Below are 23,125 nucleotides of genomic sequence, written 5' to 3'. Positions count from 1 at the left end.
TCAGAACTTGCCTACACGTAAGAGATATTTGCGCTGAACTAAGTTTCAGCAATGCCTGCAAATTTCTCACGCAATTTATCTAGAGCACGTTTGTAACGCATTTTTGTCGCACTCAAACCCATGTGCATGATGTCTGCGATCTCCTGAAATTCCAGCTCTGCGACAAATCGAAGCACCAGAATTTCGCGGTCAATCGGGTTCACATAAACCAGCCAGCGATCAAGCCCGCCCTTCTCCTCGGGTTTCGGCGCCTTTTCTTCGGACGCTTCCTCGAGGGGGTCAAGACTCAATGCGTCCATCAAGCGACGCTTTCGCCGTTCCTTCCGATACTGCGTAATACATTCGTTGTACGTGATGCTGTAGAGCCACGTTTTGAACTTCGATTTCCCCTCGAAGTTCTTCAGGCCATACAGCACCTTCAACATGACTTCCTGACAGACATCGTCTGCGTCGCGATCGTTCCCAAGATATCTCGCACAAACGTTAAATAATGTTCGCTGGTAACGCCGCATCAGTTCTTCATAGGCGCGCGTTACGTGAAAAAGCTCGGTATGCGAGCGCGCGACCAACTCCTCATCAGAGAGCTCGCGGGGGTCGTAGCGCGTGGATAGCGTTTGGGCTTTATTCAAAACAAGTCGTGCCGACAGTCAGGTCAATGTCCGCCGCAACCAGCATCAGCTGGCATTTTGCGGCGGCATACATTAGCAGGGTTTGCCGGATTAGCGGCTACTCACATGCTGTTCCAGCAGGATCCGATTGGAAAGAGAGACTAGCTCACCCTCATCGGTCAGCAATGTGGTTTTAACCGTGCCGATCTCCTCGATCTGGCCTTCGACCTCGCCAACACGCACTTGTTGCCCAACCTGATACAACTCACGCACATAGATTCCCGCAAGAATCTGACCGGCAATTTCCCGGCTTCCCAAACCCATGGCCAGCGCAACGGCCAGACCAACGGTAATCAAAACGATGACGATCACATGGTTCAGCAGGTCAGTCTTGACCTCAAGCTGACTGATCGCGACCGAGATGCTGATGATGATCACCAGCCCCTGAGCAATTCGCCCAAGCCCCGAAGCGTAGTCCAGGCCGACGCCTTCTGCCGCCCCGCGCACCAGCCCATTGGCCAGTTGCGCGAGCAAAACACCTACCAGCAACACCAGCGCCGCGCCGAATACTTTCGGCAAATAGAGCGCCAACATATCCAGCGTAGCCGAAACTCGCTCAAGGCCAAGGGATTCTGCTGCAGAAACCAGGAAAATCAGCAGGACGAACCAATAAACGATCTTGCCGATCAGGGTCGAGATCGGAACTTGCAACCCGGCGCGCGACATCAACTTGGTCAGCCCGGTGCCGCCCATCAGGCGATCAAGACCGAGCTTGGCGAGCAGTTTGGACAGCAGGGTATCGAGCAGCTTGGCCACGACGAAACCCAACAGCAGCACGACCAGTGCGCCGAACAGGTTCGGGATGAAGTTGGCGACTTTGGTCCACAACGCAGTCATTGCAGTGACGAGGCTCTGAGTCCAGAGATCAAGTTCCATATTCAATCAGCCTTATCAGCAGTGCGAGCGGTAGGTTTACGAAGACGGGAAACCGGCGAGACATGCGCCGATCCATTATTCAGGGCGATCATCAGCGCGGGCAGCCAGCGGCCCAGCAGGCTGAACAGATCACCGGCGCCAACCTGGCGGTTGGCGGTTTTGAGTACGCGGCCCAGGCACGCATCGTCGTCGCGGCTGGACGGCGAAGCGTTGAGCATGTCGCGCAAAGACTGTTCAAACGGATCGTGCATACGCACCTCTCGTGATGTCTGTGAAAGACGCGGGCAGATTTGGTCGGGTCACATGCGCCATCTTCATACCCAGCGCAAACGACGGAATAACCACCACTGACCGAAGGCCAGGGTGAGCACCGTCAAACAGGCAATCAGGAAACCATAAGGGCTGCTGGAGAACGGAATTCCGCCGACGTTTATACCCAGCAGACCGGTGATAAAACTCATCGGCAAAAAGATGCAGGTGATGATCCCGAAGCGGTACATCGTGCGATTCATACGCTCGCTCAAGCGTCGGTCTTCGGCCTCCAGCACAAGCCCCACGCGCTCTCGGGTCAATTCGAGCTCTTCAAGATAGCGGGTCAGACTGTTGTTCAGTTCGTTCCAGTAATCGGCATCGTCATCGACAAACCAAGGCAGTTTTATCCGCGTGAGTTGTCCGAAAATATCCCGCTGCGGCGCGAGAAATCGCTTTAGTCCGGCCGCCCGGCGACGGATGTGCAAAATGGCACCATGCTCGGGAGTATACCGTTCGTCGGCATCCATCTTTTCTTCTTCCTCATCGGCGATTTCCGAGAGGCAAGTGACCAGATCCTGCACCTTGTTGGTGAGGAACTGCGCCAGATAAAGGATGAGTTCAGAGGCCGTTTTCGGGCCGTTGCCGTCGGCCAATTGCACCAACAGCTCATCAGTGGCGCGCAACGGGCGCAAACGCAGGGAAATCACTCGTTGGGCAGAAGCGAAAATCCGCACCGAGACCATGTCTTCCGGCTCGGCGCCCGGGTTGAGATTGACCCCGCGCAGAAACAGCAACAGTTCGGCATCCGGCAGCGGCAACAGGCGCGGCCGGGTGTTCTCTTCCAGCAGCAGATCGCAGGTGAATTCATTGAGCCCGCTGGATTTGCGCAGCCAGGTCTGGGTCTGCGGATGGCTGCGATCCCAATGCAGCCACAGGCTTTCATGGGCCTGCAGCTGCAAATCGTCGAGCTCAGTCCGGGCTATCGAACGCGCACCGCCTTTTCCGTCCAGCACCAGGGCATGCACCAGCCCCCACTGCGCGTTTTCTTCCTCGAACATCCGCATCCCTTTGTCGAAAAGCTTATTCAGGCATCTTCAGCGGACTCGGCGAGATGATCACGCCGTTGTTGTCCGCATAAATGTAGTGGCCCGGGTGGAACGTCACACCGGCGAAAGTCACCGGGACGTTGAGGTCGCCAATACCACGTTTTTCAGTTTTCATCGGATGGCTGGCCAGCGCCTGCACGCCCAGATCGGTCTGGGCGATGACGTCAACGTCACGGATGCAGCCGTAGATCACCAGCCCTTCCCAACCGTTTTTCGCCGCCTTCTCGGCGATCATGTCGCCCAGCAGCGCACGGCGCAGCGAACCGCCGCCATCGACCACCAGCACCTTGCCGCTGCCCTTGAGTTCAGCCTGTTCCTTGACCAGCGAGTTGTCTTCGAAGCATTTGATGGTCACGATTTCGCCGCCGAACGAATCACGGCCGCCGAAATTGCTGAACATCGGTTCCAGCACCTGTACCAGCTCCGGATAGGCGTCGCACAGATCAGGCGTAAGGTAATGGTTCATCGAAAAACTCCTGTAAAAAGGAAAACGATCAAGGATGCTGCGTTCTGAGGAGACGAGTTTCGGTGGTCGTTGTTTACCTTAGTCCATCCCATGGTCGCTGAACGAACCTGAACAAACCCTGAAACGTAATAGCTAAAGCGCCACCAAAAATGACCAGATCCGCACATTGCGTCATATCTTAGCCGCAAGCCAACCCGAACGAAATCCCTTCAAGGCCTTCGCACTCACACGGCGGCGGCCAGATCCGGCTTCTCGCCCAGCAATGGCGTGTGCTGATCGTTCAACCAACGCGCCACCAGTGGCCAGACCTCGGTCTGCGCCGCTTTGCTCACCAACATCTCGACATGGCCGAAATTATCGTTGAAGCCCTGCTCGCGCCCCAGATTGATGAACTGCTTGTGCTCGGAGCCGATCTGCTCGAACAATTTGCGACAGGCCCAGGCCGGATCCTGATGATCCCCTGCTGCGGTCACCGCCAGCACTGGCACTTGAACATCGGCCAGCCCCGCCCACCAATCCTTGTCCTTGTCGCCAAAACGACCGAACAAGCCGTACCAGCGCATGCTTTCCAGCGCCAGACCGATCGGCTCATCTTCTGGGCCACGCTTGAGACGCGAACCCGACAATTGCGCAAAACGCTTGAGGATAAACCGCCCGCTCCACTCCACTGGCGGGATTTTCAGCGGCCAGTAGGTGCGGCTGACCTGGGTGCCAAAAAACGCCGCCGAGGCCACTGCCGGCTCGCCCAGGTATTCGCCACCGAGCGCCGCCGCCAGGGTGATGCCGCCCAGCGAATGGCCAATCCAGTGCGGCACTTGTCCGCTCTGCTCACGCACGAACGCGGCAATCGCCGGCAGGTCGTAGCGGGCATAGTCGGCCACGCGATTGCGCCGGTATTCTTCGTTGCGCTGCGACAGGCCGTGGCCGCGCATCTCCGGAATCCACACGTCGAACCCCAGGCGCGTCAGATATGCGCCCAAGCCCAGGCCTTTGGGTGAGAACCAGAAGCGCCGATTGGAAAAACTGCCGTGCAGCAAAATCACCGGCACACCGCGAGGCGTCGAGTCATCGGCCATGCCCAAACGGGTCACAGCGATTTCCACGGACCAGTCGGGGCTGTTGCCGGGTTTCAAGCGATACACGTCTTCGCTCAGATCACCACGCCGTTCGGCGCTGATCAGGGCGACAGGAAATAAGTTGCTGCTGCTTTGCATAATGCTCTTGCACAAAAAAGGGCGGCATCTACAGGAGCCCGCCCTACTTGAATCTCAAGGCCAGCCCCCACAGGAGGAACGGGCCGTTCACCTATTGATCAGGCCTGCGCCTGACCTTCCGCGAGGAAGAACCAGGTTTCCAGCACGGAGTCCGGGTTCAGCGACACGCTTTCGATGCCCTGTTCCATCAGCCATTTGGCCAGATCCGGGTGGTCCGAAGGACCCTGACCGCAGATACCGATGTACTTGCCGGCCTTGTTGCACGCGGCAATCGCGTTGGCCAGAAGCTTCTTGACCGCCGGATTACGCTCGTCGAACAGGTGCGCGATGATACCGGAATCGCGGTCCAGACCCAGGGTCAGCTGAGTCAGGTCGTTGGAACCGATCGAGAAACCGTCGAAGAATTCGAGGAATTCTTCAGCAAGGATCGCGTTGGATGGCAGTTCGCACATCATGATCACGCGCAGACCGTTGTCGCCGCGCTTCAAGCCGTTCTCGGCGAGCAGATCAACAACCTGGCTGGCTTCGCCCAGAGTACGGACAAACGGCACCATGATTTCGACGTTGGTCAGGCCCATCTCGTTGCGCACACGTTTCAGCGCGCGGCATTCGAGTTCGAAGCAGTCACGGAACGATTCGCTGATGTAACGCGAAGCGCCACGGAAGCCCAGCATCGGGTTTTCTTCTTCCGGCTCGTAGAGCTTGCCGCCGATCAGGTTGGCGTATTCGTTGGACTTGAAGTCCGACAGACGCACGATGACTTTCTTCGGTGCAAACGCAGCCGCGAGGGTGCTGATGCCTTCAACCAGTTTCTCGACATAGAAGCCGACCGGATCGTCGTAACCGGCGATACGCTTGTCGACGCTGTCCTTGATTTCCTGCGGCAGACCGTCGTAGTTCAACAGCGCTTTCGGGTGCACACCGATCATGCGGTTGATGATGAACTCCAGACGGGCCAGGCCGACACCGGCGTTCGGCAGCTGCGCGAAGTCAAAGGCGCGGTCCGGGTTGCCGACGTTCATCATGATCTTGAACGGCAGCTCCGGCATGGCGTCGACGGAGTTCTTCTTGATGTCGAAGCCCAATTCGCCCTCGAAGATGTAACCGGTGTCGCCTTCGGCGCAGGACACGGTCACGCCCTGGCCATCCTTCAGCAGTTGGGTGGCGTTGCCGCAACCGACCACTGCCGGAATACCCAGCTCACGAGCGATGATCGCCGCGTGGCAGGTACGGCCGCCACGGTTGGTGACGATGGCGCTGGCGCGCTTCATGACCGGTTCCCAGTCCGGGTCGGTCATATCGGAAACCAGTACGTCGCCCGGCTGGACTTTGTCCATCTCGGAGACGTCTTTGATGATGCGCACTTTGCCGGCGCCGATGCGCTGGCCAATCGCACGACCTTCAACCAGCACGGTGCCGGTTTCTTTCAACAGGTAACGTTCCATGACGTTGGCCTGAGTGCGGCTTTTCACGGTTTCCGGACGGGCCTGCACGATGTACAGCTTGCCGTCGTCACCGTCCTTGGCCCACTCGATGTCCATCGGGCAGCCGTAGTGCTTCTCGATGATCATCGCTTGTTTGGCCAGTTCGCTGACTTCAGCGTCGCTGAGGCAGAAACGCGCGCGCTCAGCCTTGTCGACGTCGACGGTCTTCACCGAACGACCGGCCTTGGCCTCGTCGCCGTAGATCATCTTGATGGCTTTGCTGCCCAGATTGCGACGCAGGATCGCCGGACGACCGGCCTCCAGCGTGCCCTTGTGCACGTAGAACTCATCCGGGTTGACCGCGCCTTGTACGACGGTTTCGCCCAGGCCGTAGGCGCCGGTGATGAACACCACGTCACGGAAACCGGATTCGGTGTCGAGGGTGAACATCACGCCGGCGGTACCGGTCTCCGAACGCACCATGCGCTGCACGCCAGCCGACAGGGCGACCAGTTTATGGTCGAAGCCCTGGTGCACGCGGTAGGAAATCGCACGGTCGTTGAACAGCGAAGCGAACACCTCTTTGGCGGCGCGGATAACGTTTTCCACACCACGGATGTTCAGGAAGGTTTCCTGCTGACCGGCGAACGATGCATCCGGCAGGTCTTCGGCAGTGGCGGAAGAACGCACGGCCACAGCCACGTCAGGGTTGCCGGCCGACAGCGCGGCGAACGCGGTGCGGATTTCGGCATTCAGTTTTTCAGGGAATTCGGCTTCCATGATCCATTGACGGATCTGTGCGCCGGTCTTGGCCAGGGCGTTGACATCATCAACGTCGAGCGCGTCGAGGGCCTTGTGGATCTGGTCGTTGAGGCCGCTCAGTTCGAGGAAATCACGATAAGCCTGAGCCGTCGTGGCGAAGCCGCCGGGGACCGAAACACCGGCGCCTGCCAGGTTACTGATCATCTCGCCCAGGGATGCGTTCTTGCCCCCCACATGCTCAACATCGTGTTTGCCGAGCTTATCGAGGGAAACTACGTACTCTACCAAGGTGATCTCTCCACTAACTGTGTTGGAAAAGCTCAGAAACCGGCGGCCCGGGGGAGCCTTGGCCGGTTGTATGGCCTGGACCTGGAAAATAAGTGAGAATGCGGGCCAGTCGCGGCCGACAAATCGCGCCTATCATATCCAGAAATGCTCATTAGCTTAAGGCCCAAGGTGCAAATGAAACGATCTGCTTTCTTCATCTCCGATGGCACCGGCATCACAGCCGAAACCCTGGGTCAAAGCCTTCTGGCGCAGTTCGAAAACATTACCTTCAGCAAATTCACGCGACCGTACATCGACAGCGTTGAAAAAGCGCGGGCCATGGTACAACAAATCAACAAAGCCGCTGAAACCGACGGCTTTCGCCCGATCATCTTCGACACCATCGTCAATCAGGACATCCGTGAGATTCTCGCAACATCCAATGGTTTCATGATCGACATTTTCTCGACCTTTCTTGCCCCGCTGGAGCAGGAACTGACCGAGCATTCTTCCTACACCGTCGGCAAGTCGCATTCGATCGGGCACAACTCCAATTACATGGAGCGTATCGAGGCGGTTAACTTTGCCCTCGACAACGACGACGGTGCGCGCACGCACTATTACGACAAAGCCGATTTGATACTAGTGGGCGTGTCGCGATGCGGCAAAACGCCGACGTGTCTGTACATGGCCATGCAGTTCGGCATTCGCGCGGCCAACTATCCGCTGACCGAAGACGACATGGAACGCCTGACCCTGCCGACGGCCCTGCGCGCTCATCAGCACAAGCTGTTCGGCCTGACCATCGACCCCGACCGCCTCACCGCAATCCGCAACGAGCGCAAGCCCAACAGCCGTTATTCGAGCTATGCGCAGTGCGAATTCGAAGTACGTGAAGTGGAAAACCTGTTCCGCCGCGAGAACATCCCCAACATCAACTCCACGCATTTTTCCGTGGAAGAGATTTCGGCGAAGATTCTGGTGGAGAAAGGTGTGGAGCGGCGGTTCAAATAGGTCTGTATTGCTTGATCTGACGCCTTCGCGAGCAGGCTCGCTCCCACAGGGTTCTCGGGTGTTTGCACATGTTGCATTCACCCCAAACACCTTGTGGGAGCGAGCTTGCTCGCGAAGAACGATTACACGGTGTCTGTTAATGCCTTGGCCAAAGCTTCAAAACCTGCCTGCAACAAGCGATCATCCCCCACCGCATTACACACACTCACCCGAATAAACTGCGGCACTGCTGCGTGCCCCACCGCAAACGCCTCAGCGGTGGCCACCAGATAGTTGTTCTCCTTCAACTCCGCCGCAATCTGCGACGCCCGCCACAGCTCAGGCACCTCCACCCAGAAGTGCGGACTGTAAGGGTGAGTCTTGTAGTTCAAACCCTGCAGCACAGGCGCCACCAACGCTTTGCGCCGAGCGATCTCGCTGATCTGTTCGTCCAGCAAGCGCTCGGCCATGCCGCTTTCAATCCACAGGCTCGCGACTTCCATCGATAACGGATTGGCCATCCAGCAGGTCGCGCGGATGGCGGCACTCAAACGCCCGGTCAACGCTTGCGGCGCATGCAGATAACCGACGCGCAATCCCGCCGAAACAGCCTTGCTCAGGCTGCCGATCAACACCGATCGCTCCGGCGCAAAATAGCTCAGCGGTAACGGGCGCTGGCGATCCAGAACGGCATGGGCCTCGTCTTCGATAATCAGCAGATTGTGTTGACGACAGAGGTCGGCAATCGCCTCGCGCCGTGGGATCGACATCACAGCGGCCGTAGGATTCTGGATCGTCGGCGTGCAATACACCGCCGAAACCCGATGCTGACGACAAATGTCCTCCAGTGCCGACGGTAAAAGCCCTTCGTCATCCATTGCCGCGCCAATGAGTTTTATCCCGAGCTGGCGTGCGACGCCGATCAATCCCGGGTAGGACAAATGCTCGGTCACAACGGTGTCGCCGGCCTTGAGCAAGCCCATCAATGTGCACAGCAGACCATGCTGACCACCGTTGACGCACAACACCTGATCGGCATGCGGGACATACGCCGCATGCTGCAACCACACCGCCCCCGCCACACGATGCCGCGCCAACCCGGCTTCAGCGGTGTACCCGGTCAACTGTTGCAGCACCCGAGGATCGCTGGCCAGTTCCTGCAGACTCTGGCTCATGAACGCCGCTTCCTGTGCGGGAATCGGCTGGTTGCGGCTCATGTCGAAGCAGGCTGACGGCTCATCGCTGACATTACGAAAGCCTTTGTCCTGCGGCCGTTCCATCCCGCGCTGACACACATAAGTGCCATCTCCTACGCGAGCCACCACCAATCCGACACGCTCAAGTTCACCGTAGGCACGGCTGATGGTGCCGATGGTCACCCCCAGGCTGTCCGCCAGCAAACGGTGCGGCGGCAACTTGCATCCCGCATCGATGACGCCCTCATCGATGGCTTGCGCGACGGCATTCGCCAAGCGTTTGTATTTCACGCCCACGCCATCGGCGAGTCCATCACGGAGGATTGACACCATGGCAATACTTACTTTGACAGTCATTCTCGCCCCGAATAGCGTACTTAAAAAAGGTTCAATCAGAAATAGACCGTTTCCGCGATCAGGTCAATTCCACCGTTCGGAGTACGCCACATGTCGACAGCCGTCAGCACGCCGATGCACATCAGCAAACCCTGGCTCGCCGGATTGATCACCAGCACGCTGTTTCTCATCGTCTGTCTGAGTTGGGGCACGACGTGGCTGGGGATCAAGATTGCGGTGGAAAGCGTGCCGCCGCTGACGGCCGCCGGGCTGCGTTTTCTGATCGCTTTTCCGCTGTTCCTGAGCTTCGCGCTGTTGCGCAAGGAACCGCTGTTGTTTCCCCGGCAAAGTCGCTGGTTCTTTGTGTTCGTCACGCTGTCGTATTTCAGCCTGCCTTACTACCTGCTCAACTACGGTGAGATGCACGTATCGTCCGGCCTGACAGCCCTGCTGTTCAGTTGCATGCCGGTGTTTATCCTGTTGTTTTCCGCGCTGTTTCTGCGCGAGAGAATCTACCCGTCACAAATGCTCGGCATCGCCATTGGTTTTGGCAGTCTGTTCATGATTATTCGTAGTCAGGGCCTGCATCTGGATCAAGCGGAATGGCTGGGAGTATTGGCGATTCTCTGTGCGGCGGTGATGCATGCGCTGTGTTACGTAGTGACGAAAAAACACGGCAGCGCGATCAGCGTGATCACCTACAACACGTTGCCGATCGGCATTGCCGGGGCGATGTTATTTATTGTCGGATTGAGCGTTGAGACGCCGGTATTCAGCGATGTCAGCGCGCGCTCGTGGGGCGCCCTGCTGTATCTGGGACTGGCGGCATCAGTGGGCGGATTCATCGTTTACTTTTTGCTGCTTAAACGCTTGAGCCCGATCATTCTGTCGTTCGTGTTTATCATTTTCCCGGTATTCGCCGTGATCATCGGCGCCTGGTACGAGGGGCAAACCCTGTCCCGGGAGCTGATGATCTATTCGGCGGTTTTGTTGAGCGGGTTTGCGATCACCAAAATGCCTGTGGAAAAGTGGTTCAGATAACGAACATATCCACAAAACGATTGACCGGGGTGGCTTCGAGCTGCGCCGGATCCTTGCACAACGCGAAGATTTCGCCGCTGCGCTGGCCGGTGAAACGTGTGGCCAGATTGGCCTTGAACTTGTCTTCCAGTAATGGAATGCCCTCGACACGGCGGCGACGATGACCGATCGGGTATTCCACGACGACGTTTTCAGTGCTGCTGCCATCCTTGAAAAACACCTGCACGGCGTTGGCGATCGAGCGCTTGTCGGGCTCCAGATATTCACGGGTGAAACGCGGTTCTTCGACGATGACCATTTTCTCGCGCAGCACATCGATGATCGGATGCGCTCGGTGGAAATCGTCTTCGTACTGCTCGGCGACCAGATTGCCAAAGGCCAGTGGCACGGCGGTCATGTACTGGATGCAGTGGTCGCGGTCGGCGGCGTTGGCCAGCGGCCCGACTTTGGAAATGATGCGAATCGCCGATTCGTGGGTGGTGATGACGATCCGGTCGATTTCATGCAGACGATTGCGCACTTGCGGGTGCAAGGTCACCGCGGCTTCGCAGGCGGTTTGCGCGTGGAATTCGGCGGGAAAACTGATCTTGAACAGCACGTTTTCCATCACGTAACTGCCGAATGGCCGCGAGAAACTGAAGGCGCGTTTATTCTCCGGTTTCAGCGCCAGATCGCTGTTGGTATGGCTGAACAGCACGTCATAAAAGCCCCACTGTTTCGCAGTCAGCACGCCGGGAATACCCATTTCGCCGTGCATGGCGATGTCGGCCAGTCGCACACCACGACTCGTCGCATCCCCCGCCGCCCAGGATTTTCGTGAACCGGCGTTAGGTGCATGACGATAAGTGCGCAGCGCCTGACCATCAGCGAACGCGTGGGACAACGCCGACAGCAATTGCTCGCGATTGGCGCCCATCAGTTTGGCGTTGACAGCGGTTGAAGCGACTTTCACCAGAATGACGTGATCGAGTCCTACACGATTGAAGGAGTTTTCCAGAGCGATCACGCCTTGAATCTCGTGGGCCATGATCATCGCTTCGAGCACATCGCGAATGGTCAGCGGTGCTTCAGCGTTGGCCAGACGCTTCTGCGAAAGATGATCGGCCACAGCGAGAATCCCGCCGAGGTTGTCGGATGGATGACCCCACTCGGCGGCGAGCCAGGTGTCGTTGTAGTCGAGCCAGCGGACGATGCAGCCGATGTCCCACGCGGCCTTGACCGGGTCGAGGCGATAGGAGGTGCCGGGAACGCGTGCGCCGAACGGGACGACGGTGCCTTCGACGATCGGGCCCAGATGCTTGGTGCATTCGGGAAAGCGCAACGCCAGCAGGCCGCAGCCCAGCGTGTCCATCAGGCAGTTGCGGGCGGTGTCGAGGGCTTCGGTGGAGGTGACTTTGAAGGTGAGGACGTAATCGGCGATGTCCTGCAGGACACGGTCGTAGTCGGGGCGATTGTTCAGGTCGACGTTGGCGCTCATTGCGGTTCTCCTGTGCGGGAATGATGAGTGGGTGCGGTCTTCCTCAGGGCTTGGCTGGGTTGGTCTGGTTGATTGCAGGTCTGGGGTGCCTGCTGGTTTTGTGCTTTTTCAGAGAGTGTCCCCTCACCCTAGCCCTCTCCCGAGGGAGAGGGGACTGATTGGGGGATGCTGTGGAGGTTCACCGACTTGAGCGATCTGCGCTGAATCCAGAATCGATCTGATCAATGCACAACTTCAAACACCTCAATCAGCCCCCAGATCCGTAATCGCTTCAATCTTTCAGGTCGATGCACAACCCCTGACACCTCGGTCGGCCCCCTCTTCCTCCGGGAGAGGGCTGGGCGGGCGGCGTTCCGATGAGGGTAAAGCTCTCGGATCAGAAGGAGTCTCCTGGGACGCGCACGTAACCCTCCATCAGGACACGCGCACTACGGCTCATGATGGCTTTCTTCACCACCCACTCGCCGTTCTCCAGACTGGCTTCGGCGCCAACGCGCAACGTCCCGGACGGATGCCCAAAACGCACGGCACTACGTTCAACACCACCGGCCGCGAGGTTTACCAAGGTGCCGGAGATTGCTGCAGCGGTGCCGATGGCCACCGCCGCCGTGCCCATCATCGCGTGGTGCAACTTGCCCATCGACAAGGCGCGCACCAGCAAATCCACATCACCGGCGCCAACCGCTTTGCCACTCGACGCCACGTAATCAGCAGGCTTGGCGACAAACGCGACTTTCGGCGTGTGCTGACGTTTGGCCGCTTCATCCAGATTGGCAATCAAGCCCATGCGCAACGCGCCATAAGCCCGAATCGTCTCAAACATCTGCAGCGCTTGCGGATCGCTGTTGATCGCACCTTGCAACTCGGTCCCGGTGTAACCGATGTCTTCAGCATTGACGAAAATCGTCGGGATGCCAGCATTGATCATGGTCGCCTTGAACGTACCAACACCCGGCACTTCCAGCTCATCGACCAGGTTGCCGGTGGGAAACATCGAACCACCGCCGCCCTCTTCTTCCGCTGCCGGGTCCATGAATTCGACTTGCACTTCGGCCGCCGGAAAGGTCACGCCGTCGAGTTCGAAATCACCGGTTTCCTGCACTTCGCCGTTGGTGATCGGCACATGGGCAATAATCGTTTTACCGATGTTGGCCTGCCACACGCGCACCACCGCAACACCGTTGTGCGGAATGCGGCTGGCGTCGACCAGACCGTTGCTGATGGCGAACGAACCGACCGCTGCCGAGAGGTTGCCGCAATTGCCGCTCCAGTCCACGAACGGCTTGTCGATGGAGACCTGACCGAACAGGTAATCGACGTCGTGATCAGCCTTGATGCTTTTCGACAGGATCACGGTTTTGCTGGTGCTCGAAGTCGCGCCGCCCATGCCGTCGATTTGCTTGTCGTACGGGTCGGGGCTGCCGATCACGCGCAGCAGCAAAGCGTCGCGGGTCGGGCCGGGAATCTGTGCCGCTTCGGGCAGGTTCTTGAGGCTGAAGAACACGCCTTTGCTGGTGCCGCCGCGCATGTAGGTCGCAGGGATTTTGATTTGTGGTGCGTGAGCCATGGTGCTCCTTAACCACAGGCGTGAGACCCAAGCCTCACGCCTGCATCAGTAGATTTAAACGGCAACCGCCGACTCTTCGAGGAAGTCCTGAGCGAAGCGCTGCAACACGCCGCCAGCCTCATAGATCGACACTTCTTCAGCGGTATCCAGACGGCAGGTCACCGGCACGTCAACGCGCTCGCCGTTCTTGCGATGGATCACCAGCGTCAGGTCCGCGCGCGGTTTGCGCTCGCCGATCACGTCGTAGGTTTCGCTGCCGTCGATGGCCAGGGTGTGACGGTCAGTGCCCGGCTTGAACTCCAGCGGCAACACGCCCATGCCCACCAGGTTGGTGCGGTGAATGCGCTCGAAACCTTCTGCGGCAATCGCCTCGACACCGGCCAGACGCACGCCTTTCGCCGCCCAGTCACGGGACGAACCCTGACCGTAATCGGCGCCGGCAATAATGATCAGCGGCTGCTTGCGCTCCATGTAGGTCTCGATGGCTTCCCACATGCGCATGACCTTGCCTTCCGGCTCGACACGGGCCAGCGAACCCTGCTTGACCTTGCCGTTTTCCACGACCATTTCATTGAACAGTTTCGGGTTGGCAAACGTCGCGCGCTGTGCGGTCAAGTGGTCGCCACGGTGGGTGGCGTAAGAGTTGAAGTCCTCTTCCGGCAAGCCCATTTTCGCCAGGTATTCGCCGGCGGCGCTGTCGAGCATGATCGCGTTGGATGGCGACAGGTGATCGGTGGTGATGTTGTCCGGCAGCACGGCCAGCGGGCGCATGCCTTTAAGCGGACGGGCGCCGGCCAGTGCACCTTCCCAATACGGCGGACGGCGAATATAGGTGCTCATTTCGCGCCAGTCGTACAGCGGCGTGACTTTCGGGCCGGTGTCTTCGTGGACGGCAAACATCGGAATGTAGACCTGACGGAACTGCTCAGGCTTGACCGAAGATTTCACCACAGCGTCGATTTCTTCGTCGCTCGGCCAGATGTCCTTCAGGCGGATTTCCTTGCCGTCGACCACGCCCAACACATCTTTTTCGATGTCGAAACGGATGGTCCCGGCAATGGCGTAAGCCACCACCAGTGGCGGCGACGCGAGAAACGCTTGCTTGGCATACGGGTGAATGCGGCCGTCGAAGTTGCGGTTGCCGGAAAGCACGGCGGTGGCGTACAGATCGCGGTCGATGATCTCTTGCTGGATCACCGGATCGAGCGCGCCGGACATGCCGTTGCAGGTGGTGCAAGCGAAGGCGACAACACCGAAACCGAGCTGCTCCAGTTCAGTGGTCAGCCCCGCTTCGTCGAGGTACAGCGCCACGGTTTTCGAACCCGGCGCCAGCGAGGATTTCACCCACGGCTTGCGGGTCAGGCCAAGCTTGTTGGCGTTGCGCGCCAGCAGTCCGGCGGCAATCACGTTGCGCGGGTTGCTGGTGTTGGTGCAACTGGTGATGGCGGCGATGATCACCGCGCCGTCGGGCATTTGCCCGGGCACGTCCTCCCACTGCCCGGAGATGCCTTTGGCCGCCAGATCCGCCACCGCAACGCGCGCGTGCGGGTTGCTCGGGCCGGCCATATTGCGCACTACCGAGGACAGATCGAAAGTCAGGCCGCGCTCGTATTGCGCTCCTTTCAGGCTATCGGCCCACAGGCCGGTGAGCTTGGCGTATTGCTCGACCAACTGCACTTGCTGGTCTTCACGACCGGTGAGTTTCAGGTAATCGATGGTTTGCTGATCGATGTAGAACATCGCCGCCGTGGCGCCGTATTCCGGGGCCATGTTGGAGATGGTCGCGCGGTCGCCGAGGGTCAGCGCCGCCGCGCCTTCGCCGAAGAACTCCAGCCACGCGCCGACGACTTTCTGTTTGCGCAGGTATTCGGTCAGCGCCAGCACCATGTCGGTGGCGGTGATGCCCGGTTGCAGCTTGCCGGTCAGTTCGACGCCGACGCTTTCCGGCAGGCGCATCCACGACGCGCGACCGAGCATTACGCTCTCGGCTTCGAGGCCGCCGACGCCGATGGCGATTACGCCCAACGCATCGACGTGCGGGGTGTGGCTGTCGGTGCCGACGCAAGTGTCGGGGAACGCCACGCCTTCACGCACCTGGATCACCGGGGACATTTTCTCCAGGTTGATCTGATGCATGATGCCGTTGCCCGGCGGGATCACATCAACGTTCTTGAAGGCTTTTTTGGTCCAGTTGATGAAGTGGAAACGGTCTTCGTTGCGACGGTCTTCGATGGCGCGGTTTTTCTCGAACGCCTGCTTGTCGAAACCGCCCGCTTCCACCGCCAACGAGTGGTCGACGATCAATTGCGTCGGCACCACCGGGTTGACCTGCGCCGGATCGCCACCCTGCAAGGCGATCGCGTCACGCAGACCGGCGAGGTCGACCAGTGCGGTCTGGCCGAGAATGTCGTGGCAGACCACACGGGCCGGAAACCACGGGAAGTCGAGGTCGCGTTTGCGTTCGATCAGTTGCTTGAGGGAGTCGGTGAGCGTGGCCGGGTCGCAGCGACGCACGAGGTTTTCCGCCAGCACGCGGGAGGTGTACGGCAGGGTGTCGTAACTGCCGGGCTGAATCGCTTCGACCGCCGCGCGAGCGTCGAAATAATCCAGAGGGCTGCCGGGCAGGGTTTTACGGAATTCTGTGTTCATCGGGTCAGGACTCGGGGCACGGTGGTTGCAAAGGGTGGGCTGACGCCAGACTCAAGATTCACACCGTCCCTTGTAGGAGTGAGCCTGCTCGCGATAGCGGTAGATCAGTCGACATCGATGGTGAATGTCAGTCCGTCATCGCGAGCAGGCTCACTCCTACAGGGTTTAGCGGTGATCTTGCGCTTCGGGTCAGCTCACCATTTCAGCGACGTTCGATTGGCACGAACTTGCGCTGTTCGACGCCGACGTACTCGGCGCTTGGACGGATGATGCGGTTGTTGGCACGCTGTTCGAACACGTGCGCGGCCCAGCCGGTCAGGCGCGAGCAGACGAAGATCGGCGTGAACAGCTTGGTCGGAATGCCCATGAAGTGGTACGCCGAGGCATGGTAGAAATCGGCGTTGGGGAACAGTTTTTTCTGCTCCCACATGGTCTTGTCGATGGCTTCGGAAACCGCGAACAACACCTTGTCGCCGACCTCGTCTGCGAGTTTTTTCGACCAGCCCTTGATCACCTCGTTGCGCGGATCGCTGTCCTTATAGATCGCGTGGCCGAAGCCCATGATCTTGTCCTTGCGCTCGAGCATGCCGAGGGTGCCCTTGATCGCCTCTTCCGGCGACGAGAAGCGCTCGATCATTTCCATCGCCGCTTCGTTGGCGCCGCCGTGCAACGGGCCACGCAGCGAACCGATGGCGGCGGTCACGCAGGAATAAAGATCAGACAGGGTCGAAGCGCAAACGCGCGCGGTGAAGGTCGAGGCGTTGAATTCGTGTTCGGCGTAGAGGATCAGCGAAACGTTCATCACTTTGACGTGCAGTTCGCTTGGCTTCTTGTCGTGCAGCAGGTGCAGGAAGTGACCGCCGATGGTCGGCTCGTCACTGACGCAGTTGATGCGTTTGCCGTCGTGGCTGAAGCGATACCAGTAGCACATGATCGCCGGGAACGCGGCCAGCAAGCGGTCAGTCTTGTCGCGCTGCTCGGAGAAGTCTTGCTCCGGCTCGAGGTTGCCAAGGAACGAGCAACCGGTGCGCAACACGTCCATCGGGTGGGCGTCGGCGGGGATGCGTTCAAGCACTTCTTTCAGCGCTTGCGGCAGGACGCGCAGCTTGCTCAGTTTGCCTTGGTATTCGTCGAGTTGCGCCTTCGTCGGCAGCTCGCCGTAGAGCAGCAGGTACGCGACTTCTTCAAATTGCGCATCGGCAGCGAGTTCGCGCACGTCGTAGCCGCGATAGGTCAGCCCGGCACCGGCCTGGCCCACGGTGGACAGTGCGGTTTGCCCGGCAACCTGGCCACGGAGCCCGGCACCACTGAGTACTTTTGCTTCGGCCATTGTGTTCTCCAATCTTTTTGAATTTGTATGGGGAAAACTTGTGGGAGCGAGCCTCCTCGCGAAGGTGGCTGGAACACCTCGGTGCGTCAGGGACACCGCGTTATCGTTGGCGTCCTTCGCGAGCAGGCTCGCTCCCACAGGGGTCTTGTTCAGCCTTTCTTTTGTGCAAACAACGCATCGAGCTTCTGCTCGAAGGTGTGATAGTCGATGCGATCGTAAAGCTCCATGCGAGTCTGCATGGTGTCGATGACATTCTGCTGCGTGCCATCGCGGCGGATCGCGGTGTAAACGTTTTCTGCTGCCTTGTTCATCGCGCGGAACGCCGACAGCGGATACAGCACCAGCGACACATCGGCGCCAGCCAGTTGCTCGGTGGTGTACAGCGGCGTCGCGCCGAACTCGGTGATATTGGCCAGGATCGGCGCTTTCACACGGTTGGCGAACAGCTTGTACATCTCCAGTTCAGTGATGGCTTCCGGGAAGATCATGTCAGCGCCAGCCTCGATGCATGCGGCTGCGCGATCGAGTGCCGACTCCAGACCTTCCACCGCCAGTGCATCGGTTCGCGCCATGATCACAAAGCTGTCATCGGTGCGCGCATCGACGGCGGCTTTGATGCGGTCGACCATTTCCTGCTGACTGACGATCTCTTTGTTCGGACGGTGGCCGCAGCGCTTGGCGCCGACCTGATCCTCGATGTGAATCGCCGCCGCGCCGAACTTGATCATCGACTTGACCGTGCGCGCCACATTGAACGCCGACGAGCCGAAACCTGTGTCGACGTCGACCAGCAGCGGCAGATCGCAGACATCGGTGATGCGTCGCACGTCAGTCAGCACGTCGTCCAAACCGGTGATGCCCAGATCCGGCACGCCGAGGGAGCCTGCGGCCACGCCGCCACCGGACAGGTAGATCGCCTTGAAACCGGCGCGCTTGGCCAGCAGCGCGTGGTTGGCGTTGATCGCGCCGACCACTTGCAATGGATGCTCGCTGGCGACCGCATCGCGGAAACGCTGGCCTGGAGTGTTCAGGTTGGAACTCATGACTCACCTCGTTCAGTGGCTGTCTTATTGTGGGCGCCGTCCTGGTAATGACGGGCGATGTTGCGTTTCGAGGCGCCGATGTGACGGCGCATCAACAATTCCGCGAGTTCGCCGTCACGGTCGGCGATGGCATCGAGAATCCGGTGGTGTTCGGCAAAGGCCTGGCGCGGGCGGTTCGGCGTGGTCGAGAACTGGATGCGGTACATGCGCACCAGTTGATACAGCTCGCCGCAGAGCATCTGCGTCAGCGTGCGGTTGCCGCTGCCCTGGATGATCCGGTAGTGGAAGTCGAAATCGCCTTCCTGCTGGTAATAGCCAACGCCGGCCTGAAACGCCGCGTCGCGCTCGTGGGTTTCCAGCACCCGGCGCAGTTCGTCGATTTCTTCGACGCTCATGCGCTCAGCCGCGAGACGACAGGCCATGCCTTCGAGGGATTCGCGAATTTCGTAGAGTTCAAGCAATTCGGCATGACTGAGCGACACCACCCGCGCACCGACGTGCGGTACGCGCACCAGCAGGCGCTGGCCTTCCAGTCGATGAATCGCCTCACGCAACGGCCCACGGCTGATGCCGTAGGTGCGCGCCAGCTCCGGCTCGGAGATCTTGCTGCCCGGGGCGATCTCACCTTTGACGATGGCCGCTTGAATGCGCCGGAAGACGTTTTCCGAGAGCGTCTCGGAATCGTCGCCGCTGATGACCGGGGGATCGAGTTGATCCAGCATGATTGTCGACACCTTTAAATCCAATGCGGCAAAAACTAGCCAATTCGCCCGCATCAGTCAAAGGATAAATAGGTATTGTCGACAATCGTCTAATAACCGTAGGCAACCTTCCATTGGTCGATTAATCCCTGTGGGAGCGAGCTCGCTCCCACAGGGAATCCCAAGGGTTATAGACCGGTGCCGGCGCTGGCGCCATAAACCCACCGTGCTAGAATGCCGCCCGCATTTGCTGGCCATTTGTACGGCTTGTCATAAAAAGCTGCCAGGCACACGAAGGGCCTTGCGCAAGTTTTGCCAAGGACCTGAACCGAAAACGGAACGCTGCGCACCAGGATTTATGAGACTCAAGCCCTTCCCCACATTCTTTGCCCTGTTTTGCCTGCCCGGCCTCGCCGCCGCGGGGGAAAAAACCGTGTACGGCCTCAACGAATACGCTTCGCTTGACGGCATCAATCTGGAAGTTGCGGCCAAACTCGACACCGGTGCGAAAACCGCATCGCTGAGTGCCCGCGACATCAAACGCTTTAAACGCAACGGTGAGTCCTGGGTACGTTTCTACCTGGCCATCGACGCTGCGCATTCACACCCGATCGAGCGGCCGCTGGCGCGGGTCAGCAAGATCAAGCGCCGCGCCGGCGATTACGACCCGGAGGAAGGCAAGAAGTACACCGCCCGTCCGGTGATCGAGCTGGATATCTGCATGGGCACGGCGATGCGCAGCATCGAAGTGAACCTGACCGACCGAAGTGCGTTCCAATATCCGCTTTTGATTGGCTCCGAAGCGCTGAAACGCTTTGATGCGCTGGTCGATCCAAGCCTTAAATACGCTGCCGGCAAACCCGCCTGCACCATCGCCGCTCATACCGCCGAGTAATTTCCATGCGTTCTCTAACCTTCCACCTGAAAATCCTGATCACCATTCTGGTGCTCCTGGGCGTTTCGGTTACGGCCTATCAGATTTTCGTGCTCGGCATCCCGGTGACCGAAGACGCCACCGACGACTTGTGGAACATCGACGCCAAGGTCGAGTTCGTCGCCAGCACCAAGGATCCGGTGAAGATCCAGATGTTCGTGCCACCGTTGAGCCGCGATTACGTCAGCCTCAATGAAAGCTTTATCTCCAATAACTACGGTGTCGCCGTCAACCGCGTCGACGGCAACCGCAAGGTCACCTGGTCGGCGCGCCGGGCCAAGGGCAACCAGACGCTTTATTACCGTTTGGTGCTGACCAAGCGTTACACCGCCGAAAAATCCAAGATCAAAGGCCCGACCTTCCGCGACAGCATCGCCATCGAAGGCCCTGAGAAAATCGCCGCCGAAGCCCTGCTCGCGCCGATCCGCCAGCATTCCGCCGACGTCGAAACCTTTATTGGCGAGGCGATCAAACGCGTCAACAACGTCAACGACGACAACGTGAAACTGCTGCTGGCCGGCGATCCGTCGACGCCGCACAAAGCCAAAATCGTCGAACTGCTGCTGTCCATCGCCCACGTGCCGGTGGAAAAAGTCCACACCATCCGCCTCGTCGCCGACCAGCCGCAAACCCCGGAACTGTGGCTGCGCAGCTTCAACGGCAACGACTGGCTGTACTTCAACCCGGAAACCGGCGAGCAAGGCCTGCCGACCGACCGCCTGCTGTGGTGGACCGGCGATGAAAACCTGATCACCGTCGACGGCGGCAAGAAAGCCAACGTGACCTTCAGCCTGAACAACAGCGAGATGAACGCGATTCGTCTGGCCAAGCTGACGGACGAAAACACCGACGCCAACTTCCTCGAATACTCGCTGTACGGCTTGCCGCTGCAGACTCAGCAGACGTTCATGATCATGGTGATGATCCCGATCGGCGTGCTGGTGATCCTGATTCTGCGCAACCTGATCGGCCTGCAGACACTCGGCACGTTCACCCCGGTGCTGATCGCCCTCGCCTTCCGCGAAACGCAACTGGGCTTCGGCATTCTGCTGTTTACCGTGATCACGGCGCTGGGCCTATCGTTACGTTCGTATCTGGAACACCTGAAGCTGCAAATGCTGCCGCGACTCTCGGTGGTGCTGACCTTTGTTGTAGTGTTGATCGCGGCGATCAGCCTGTTCAGCCACAAACTCGGCCTGGAACGCGGGCTGTCGGTGGCGCTGTTCCCAATGGTGATTTTGACCATGACCATCGAACGCCTGTCGATCACCTGGGAAGAACGCGGTGCCAGCCATGCGATGAAAGTCGCGATCGGCACGCTGTTCGCGGCGTCACTCGCGCACCTGATCATGACCGTGCCAGAGCTGGTCTACTTCGTGTTCACATTCCCGGCGATCCTGCTGATTCTGGTCGGCTTCATGTTGGCGATGGGTCGTTATCGCGGCTACCGCCTGACCGAGCTGGTGCGCTTCAAGGCTTTCCTGAAGAAGGCTGACGCCTGATGTTCGGTTTCTGGAAGACCTGGAAGGCCCTGGAGGCGCGGGGCATCATGGGCATCAATCGGCGTAACGCCGACTACGTGCTCAAGTACAACAAGCGCAGCCTGTACCCGATTGTCGATGACAAGATCATCACCAAGGAACGCGCCATCGCGGCCGGCATTCACGTGCCGGAGCTGTACGGCGTGATCTCCACCGAGAAGGAAATCGACAAGCTCGACGAGATCATCGGCGGGCGCAACGACTTCGTGATCAAACCGGCGCAGGGCGCGGGCGGTGACGGCATCATCGTGATTGCCGACCGCTTCGAGGGCCGCTATCGCACGGTGTCAGGCAAGATCCTTGCTCATGAAGAGCTTGAGCATCACATCTCGAGCATCCTCACTGGCCTGTATTCGCTGGGCGGCCACCGTGATCGGGCGCTGATCGAATACCGCGTGACCCCGGATCAGATCTTCAAAAGCATCAGCTACGAAGGCGTGCCGGACATCCGCATCATCGTGCTGATGGGCTACCCGGTGATGGCCATGCTGCGCTTGCCGACCCGGCAGTCCGGCGGCAAGGCCAACCTGCACCAGGGCGCCATCGGTGTCGGTGTTGACCTGGCCACGGGTCTGACGTTGCGCGGCACCTGGCTGAACAACATCATCACCAAACACCCCGACACCACCAACGCGGTGGACGGCGTGCAACTGCCCTACTGGGACGGTTTCATGAAACTCGCCGCCGGCTGCTATGAGCTGTGCGGGTTGGGCTATATCGGTGTTGATATGGTGCTCGATCAGGAAAAAGGCCCGCTGATTCTCGAGCTGAATGCGCGGCCTGGGCTGAATATTCAGATTGCTAACGACTGTGGGCTGACGTTGCGTACCCATGCGGTTGAAGCGCGGCTGGAAGAGCTGAAGGCGCGTGGGGTGACGGAATCGGTTGAAGAGCGAGTGGCGTTTACTCAGGAGATGTTTGGGCATATTCCTGCTGTGGAAGGCTAAAAGCCGAAAAACAAAAAGCCCCTCACCCTAGCCCTCTCCCAAAGGGAGAGGGGACTGACCGAGGTGGATGTTCGAAGTACGCCGACCTGAACGTCTTGAGGCGAACTCAGGCATTGAAAAGCATGATGATCGGCTCCCTTTCCCCTCGCCAGCTTGAGATATCGAGCCGAACTCGGATCTTGAAAAGCATGAAGATCTGCTCCCTTTCCCCCTCGCCAGCTTGAGATATCGAGCCGAACTCGGATCTTGAAAAGCATGAAGATCTGCTCCCTTTCCCCCTCGCCAGCTTGAGATATCGAGCCGAACTCGGATCTTGAAAAGCATGAAGATCTGCT

Annotated in this window: 20 protein-coding genes; 5 read left to right on the top strand and 15 right to left on the bottom strand. The window is 59.1% G+C overall.

The window, feature by feature from the left end:
- Positions 1 to 38 precede the first annotated feature (38 nt).
- The 7 genes from sigX to ppsA form a co-directional block, all read right to left on the bottom strand.
- Positions 39 to 629: an RNA polymerase sigma factor SigX gene (sigX, locus tag AC0ZWN_RS27110; protein WP_011333251.1), complete on the bottom strand. Its 591-nt coding sequence runs from the start codon at positions 627 to 629 to the stop codon at positions 39 to 41.
- 90 nt (positions 630 to 719) lie between these two features.
- Positions 720 to 1,544 (bottom strand): mechanosensitive ion channel family protein, encoded by an 825-nt coding sequence (locus AC0ZWN_RS27105; protein WP_007916401.1) that lies wholly within the window; start codon positions 1,542 to 1,544, stop codon positions 720 to 722.
- Between the two features lie 2 nt (positions 1,545 to 1,546).
- A complete protein-coding gene (locus tag AC0ZWN_RS27100; protein WP_008076827.1) occupies positions 1,547 to 1,795 on the bottom strand; it encodes a hypothetical protein in 249 nt (82 codons plus the stop codon).
- Between the two features lie 63 nt (positions 1,796 to 1,858).
- Entirely contained in the window at positions 1,859 to 2,854 is a 996-nt protein-coding gene (locus AC0ZWN_RS27095) for a zinc transporter ZntB (protein ID WP_476337431.1), read from the bottom strand.
- A gap of 22 nt (positions 2,855 to 2,876) precedes the next feature.
- Positions 2,877 to 3,368: a ribonuclease E activity regulator RraA gene (rraA, locus tag AC0ZWN_RS27090; RefSeq protein WP_093431777.1), complete on the bottom strand. Its 492-nt coding sequence runs from the start codon at positions 3,366 to 3,368 to the stop codon at positions 2,877 to 2,879.
- A 224-nt stretch (positions 3,369 to 3,592) separates the two neighbouring features.
- Positions 3,593 to 4,582: an alpha/beta fold hydrolase gene (locus tag AC0ZWN_RS27085; protein WP_099758459.1), complete on the bottom strand. Its 990-nt coding sequence runs from the start codon at positions 4,580 to 4,582 to the stop codon at positions 3,593 to 3,595.
- Positions 4,583 to 4,680: 98 nt separating this feature from the next.
- Positions 4,681 to 7,056 (bottom strand): phosphoenolpyruvate synthase, encoded by a 2,376-nt coding sequence (gene ppsA, locus AC0ZWN_RS27080; RefSeq protein ID WP_476337428.1) that lies wholly within the window; start codon positions 7,054 to 7,056, stop codon positions 4,681 to 4,683.
- Positions 7,057 to 7,230: 174 nt separating this feature from the next.
- On the opposite strand from ppsA, the gene ppsR reads away from it, so the two are divergent.
- The gene (gene ppsR, locus AC0ZWN_RS27075; protein WP_034152875.1) at positions 7,231 to 8,049 is read left to right on the top strand and encodes a posphoenolpyruvate synthetase regulatory kinase/phosphorylase PpsR; all 819 of its coding nucleotides are present in this window, start codon (positions 7,231 to 7,233) and stop codon (positions 8,047 to 8,049) included.
- A gap of 122 nt (positions 8,050 to 8,171) precedes the next feature.
- Here the strand turns inward: ppsR and AC0ZWN_RS27070 are convergent, their stop codons facing one another.
- Entirely contained in the window at positions 8,172 to 9,581 is a 1,410-nt protein-coding gene (locus AC0ZWN_RS27070; protein ID WP_476337425.1) for an aminotransferase-like domain-containing protein, read from the bottom strand.
- A gap of 114 nt (positions 9,582 to 9,695) precedes the next feature.
- Here AC0ZWN_RS27070 and AC0ZWN_RS27065 point away from each other — a divergent pair, with 114 nt between their 5' ends.
- The gene (locus tag AC0ZWN_RS27065; RefSeq protein ID WP_476337442.1) at positions 9,696 to 10,601 is read left to right on the top strand and encodes a DMT family transporter; all 906 of its coding nucleotides are present in this window, start codon (positions 9,696 to 9,698) and stop codon (positions 10,599 to 10,601) included.
- Here AC0ZWN_RS27065 and prpD read toward each other — a convergent pair.
- From prpD to AC0ZWN_RS27035, 6 genes are all read right to left on the bottom strand, one after another.
- Complete coding sequence (gene prpD / locus AC0ZWN_RS27060; RefSeq protein WP_476337423.1) at positions 10,594 to 12,078, bottom strand: 2-methylcitrate dehydratase; 1,485 nt, start codon at positions 12,076 to 12,078, stop codon at positions 10,594 to 10,596. The two genes, AC0ZWN_RS27065 and prpD, sit on opposite strands and share 8 nt — an antisense overlap.
- A gap of 376 nt (positions 12,079 to 12,454) precedes the next feature.
- Complete coding sequence (prpF, locus tag AC0ZWN_RS27055) at positions 12,455 to 13,645, bottom strand: 2-methylaconitate cis-trans isomerase PrpF (protein ID WP_476337421.1); 1,191 nt, start codon at positions 13,643 to 13,645, stop codon at positions 12,455 to 12,457.
- Between the two features lie 54 nt (positions 13,646 to 13,699).
- Positions 13,700 to 16,294, bottom strand: a complete 2,595-nt coding sequence (gene acnD, locus AC0ZWN_RS27050) for a Fe/S-dependent 2-methylisocitrate dehydratase AcnD (RefSeq protein WP_476337419.1) — start codon at positions 16,292 to 16,294, stop codon at positions 13,700 to 13,702.
- Between the two features lie 202 nt (positions 16,295 to 16,496).
- Positions 16,497 to 17,624, bottom strand: coding sequence for a bifunctional 2-methylcitrate synthase/citrate synthase (gene prpC, locus AC0ZWN_RS27045; protein WP_476337417.1), 1,128 nt, complete (start codon positions 17,622 to 17,624; stop codon positions 16,497 to 16,499).
- 149 nt (positions 17,625 to 17,773) lie between these two features.
- Positions 17,774 to 18,667 (bottom strand): methylisocitrate lyase, encoded by an 894-nt coding sequence (gene prpB, locus AC0ZWN_RS27040; RefSeq protein ID WP_093431754.1) that lies wholly within the window; start codon positions 18,665 to 18,667, stop codon positions 17,774 to 17,776.
- Positions 18,664 to 19,386: a GntR family transcriptional regulator gene (locus tag AC0ZWN_RS27035; RefSeq protein ID WP_172828118.1), complete on the bottom strand. Its 723-nt coding sequence runs from the start codon at positions 19,384 to 19,386 to the stop codon at positions 18,664 to 18,666. Before AC0ZWN_RS27035 ends, prpB begins: the two co-directional genes overlap by 4 nt.
- 340 nt (positions 19,387 to 19,726) lie before the next feature.
- Here AC0ZWN_RS27035 and rloA point away from each other — a divergent pair, with 340 nt between their 5' ends.
- Genes rloA through AC0ZWN_RS27020 form a run of 3 tightly spaced genes read left to right on the top strand, consistent with a single transcriptional unit; the run spans position 19,727 to position 22,790 of the window.
- On the top strand, positions 19,727 to 20,263 hold the full coding sequence (rloA, locus tag AC0ZWN_RS27030; RefSeq protein ID WP_053116866.1) for a retropepsin-like aspartic peptidase RloA: 537 nt from the start codon (positions 19,727 to 19,729) through the stop codon (positions 20,261 to 20,263).
- A gap of 5 nt (positions 20,264 to 20,268) precedes the next feature.
- Positions 20,269 to 21,804 carry an osmotic stress tolerance membrane protein RloB gene (rloB, locus tag AC0ZWN_RS27025; protein WP_093431750.1) on the top strand — a complete coding sequence of 512 codons (1,536 nt, stop codon included), beginning with the start codon at positions 20,269 to 20,271 and terminating at the stop codon, positions 21,802 to 21,804.
- Positions 21,804 to 22,790 (top strand): alpha-L-glutamate ligase-like protein, encoded by a 987-nt coding sequence (locus AC0ZWN_RS27020; RefSeq protein WP_476337414.1) that lies wholly within the window; start codon positions 21,804 to 21,806, stop codon positions 22,788 to 22,790. Before rloB ends, AC0ZWN_RS27020 begins: the two co-directional genes overlap by 1 nt.
- Positions 22,791 to 22,896: 106 nt before the next feature.
- Here AC0ZWN_RS27020 and AC0ZWN_RS27015 read toward each other — a convergent pair.
- The coding region (locus AC0ZWN_RS27015) for a hypothetical protein (protein WP_476337412.1) at positions 22,897 to 23,125 on the bottom strand (229 nt) is incomplete at its 5' end.

This window comes from Pseudomonas sp. 3B-A001-10F, assembly GCF_056313565.1.
Note: the sequence above shows the minus strand (reverse complement) of the source record. Positions and strands in the feature narration are given on the sequence as shown.

Coding starts and splice junctions, on each gene's coding strand:
- AC0ZWN_RS27105 (WP_007916401.1), bottom strand. CDS start 1,544: ATGGAACTTGATCTCTGGACTCAGAGCCTCGTCACTGCAATGACTGCG.
- AC0ZWN_RS27100 (WP_008076827.1), bottom strand. CDS start 1,795: ATGCACGATCCGTTTGAACAGTCTTTGCGCGACATGCTCAACGCTTCG.
- AC0ZWN_RS27095 (WP_476337431.1), bottom strand. CDS start 2,854: ATGTTCGAGGAAGAAAACGCGCAGTGGGGGCTGGTGCATGCCCTGGTG.
- rraA (WP_093431777.1), bottom strand. CDS start 3,368: ATGAACCATTACCTTACGCCTGATCTGTGCGACGCCTATCCGGAGCTG.
- AC0ZWN_RS27085 (WP_099758459.1), bottom strand. CDS start 4,582: ATGCAAAGCAGCAGCAACTTATTTCCTGTCGCCCTGATCAGCGCCGAA.
- ppsR (WP_034152875.1), top strand. CDS start 7,231: ATGAAACGATCTGCTTTCTTCATCTCCGATGGCACCGGCATCACAGCC.
- AC0ZWN_RS27070 (WP_476337425.1), bottom strand. CDS start 9,581: ATGACTGTCAAAGTAAGTATTGCCATGGTGTCAATCCTCCGTGATGGA.
- AC0ZWN_RS27065 (WP_476337442.1), top strand. CDS start 9,696: ATGCACATCAGCAAACCCTGGCTCGCCGGATTGATCACCAGCACGCTG.
- prpD (WP_476337423.1), bottom strand. CDS start 12,078: ATGAGCGCCAACGTCGACCTGAACAATCGCCCCGACTACGACCGTGTC.
- prpF (WP_476337421.1), bottom strand. CDS start 13,645: ATGGCTCACGCACCACAAATCAAAATCCCTGCGACCTACATGCGCGGC.
- acnD (WP_476337419.1), bottom strand. CDS start 16,294: ATGAACACAGAATTCCGTAAAACCCTGCCCGGCAGCCCTCTGGATTAT.
- prpC (WP_476337417.1), bottom strand. CDS start 17,624: ATGGCCGAAGCAAAAGTACTCAGTGGTGCCGGGCTCCGTGGCCAGGTT.
- prpB (WP_093431754.1), bottom strand. CDS start 18,667: ATGAGTTCCAACCTGAACACTCCAGGCCAGCGTTTCCGCGATGCGGTC.
- rloA (WP_053116866.1), top strand. CDS start 19,727: ATGAGACTCAAGCCCTTCCCCACATTCTTTGCCCTGTTTTGCCTGCCC.
- rloB (WP_093431750.1), top strand. CDS start 20,269: ATGCGTTCTCTAACCTTCCACCTGAAAATCCTGATCACCATTCTGGTG.
- AC0ZWN_RS27020 (WP_476337414.1), top strand. CDS start 21,804: ATGTTCGGTTTCTGGAAGACCTGGAAGGCCCTGGAGGCGCGGGGCATC.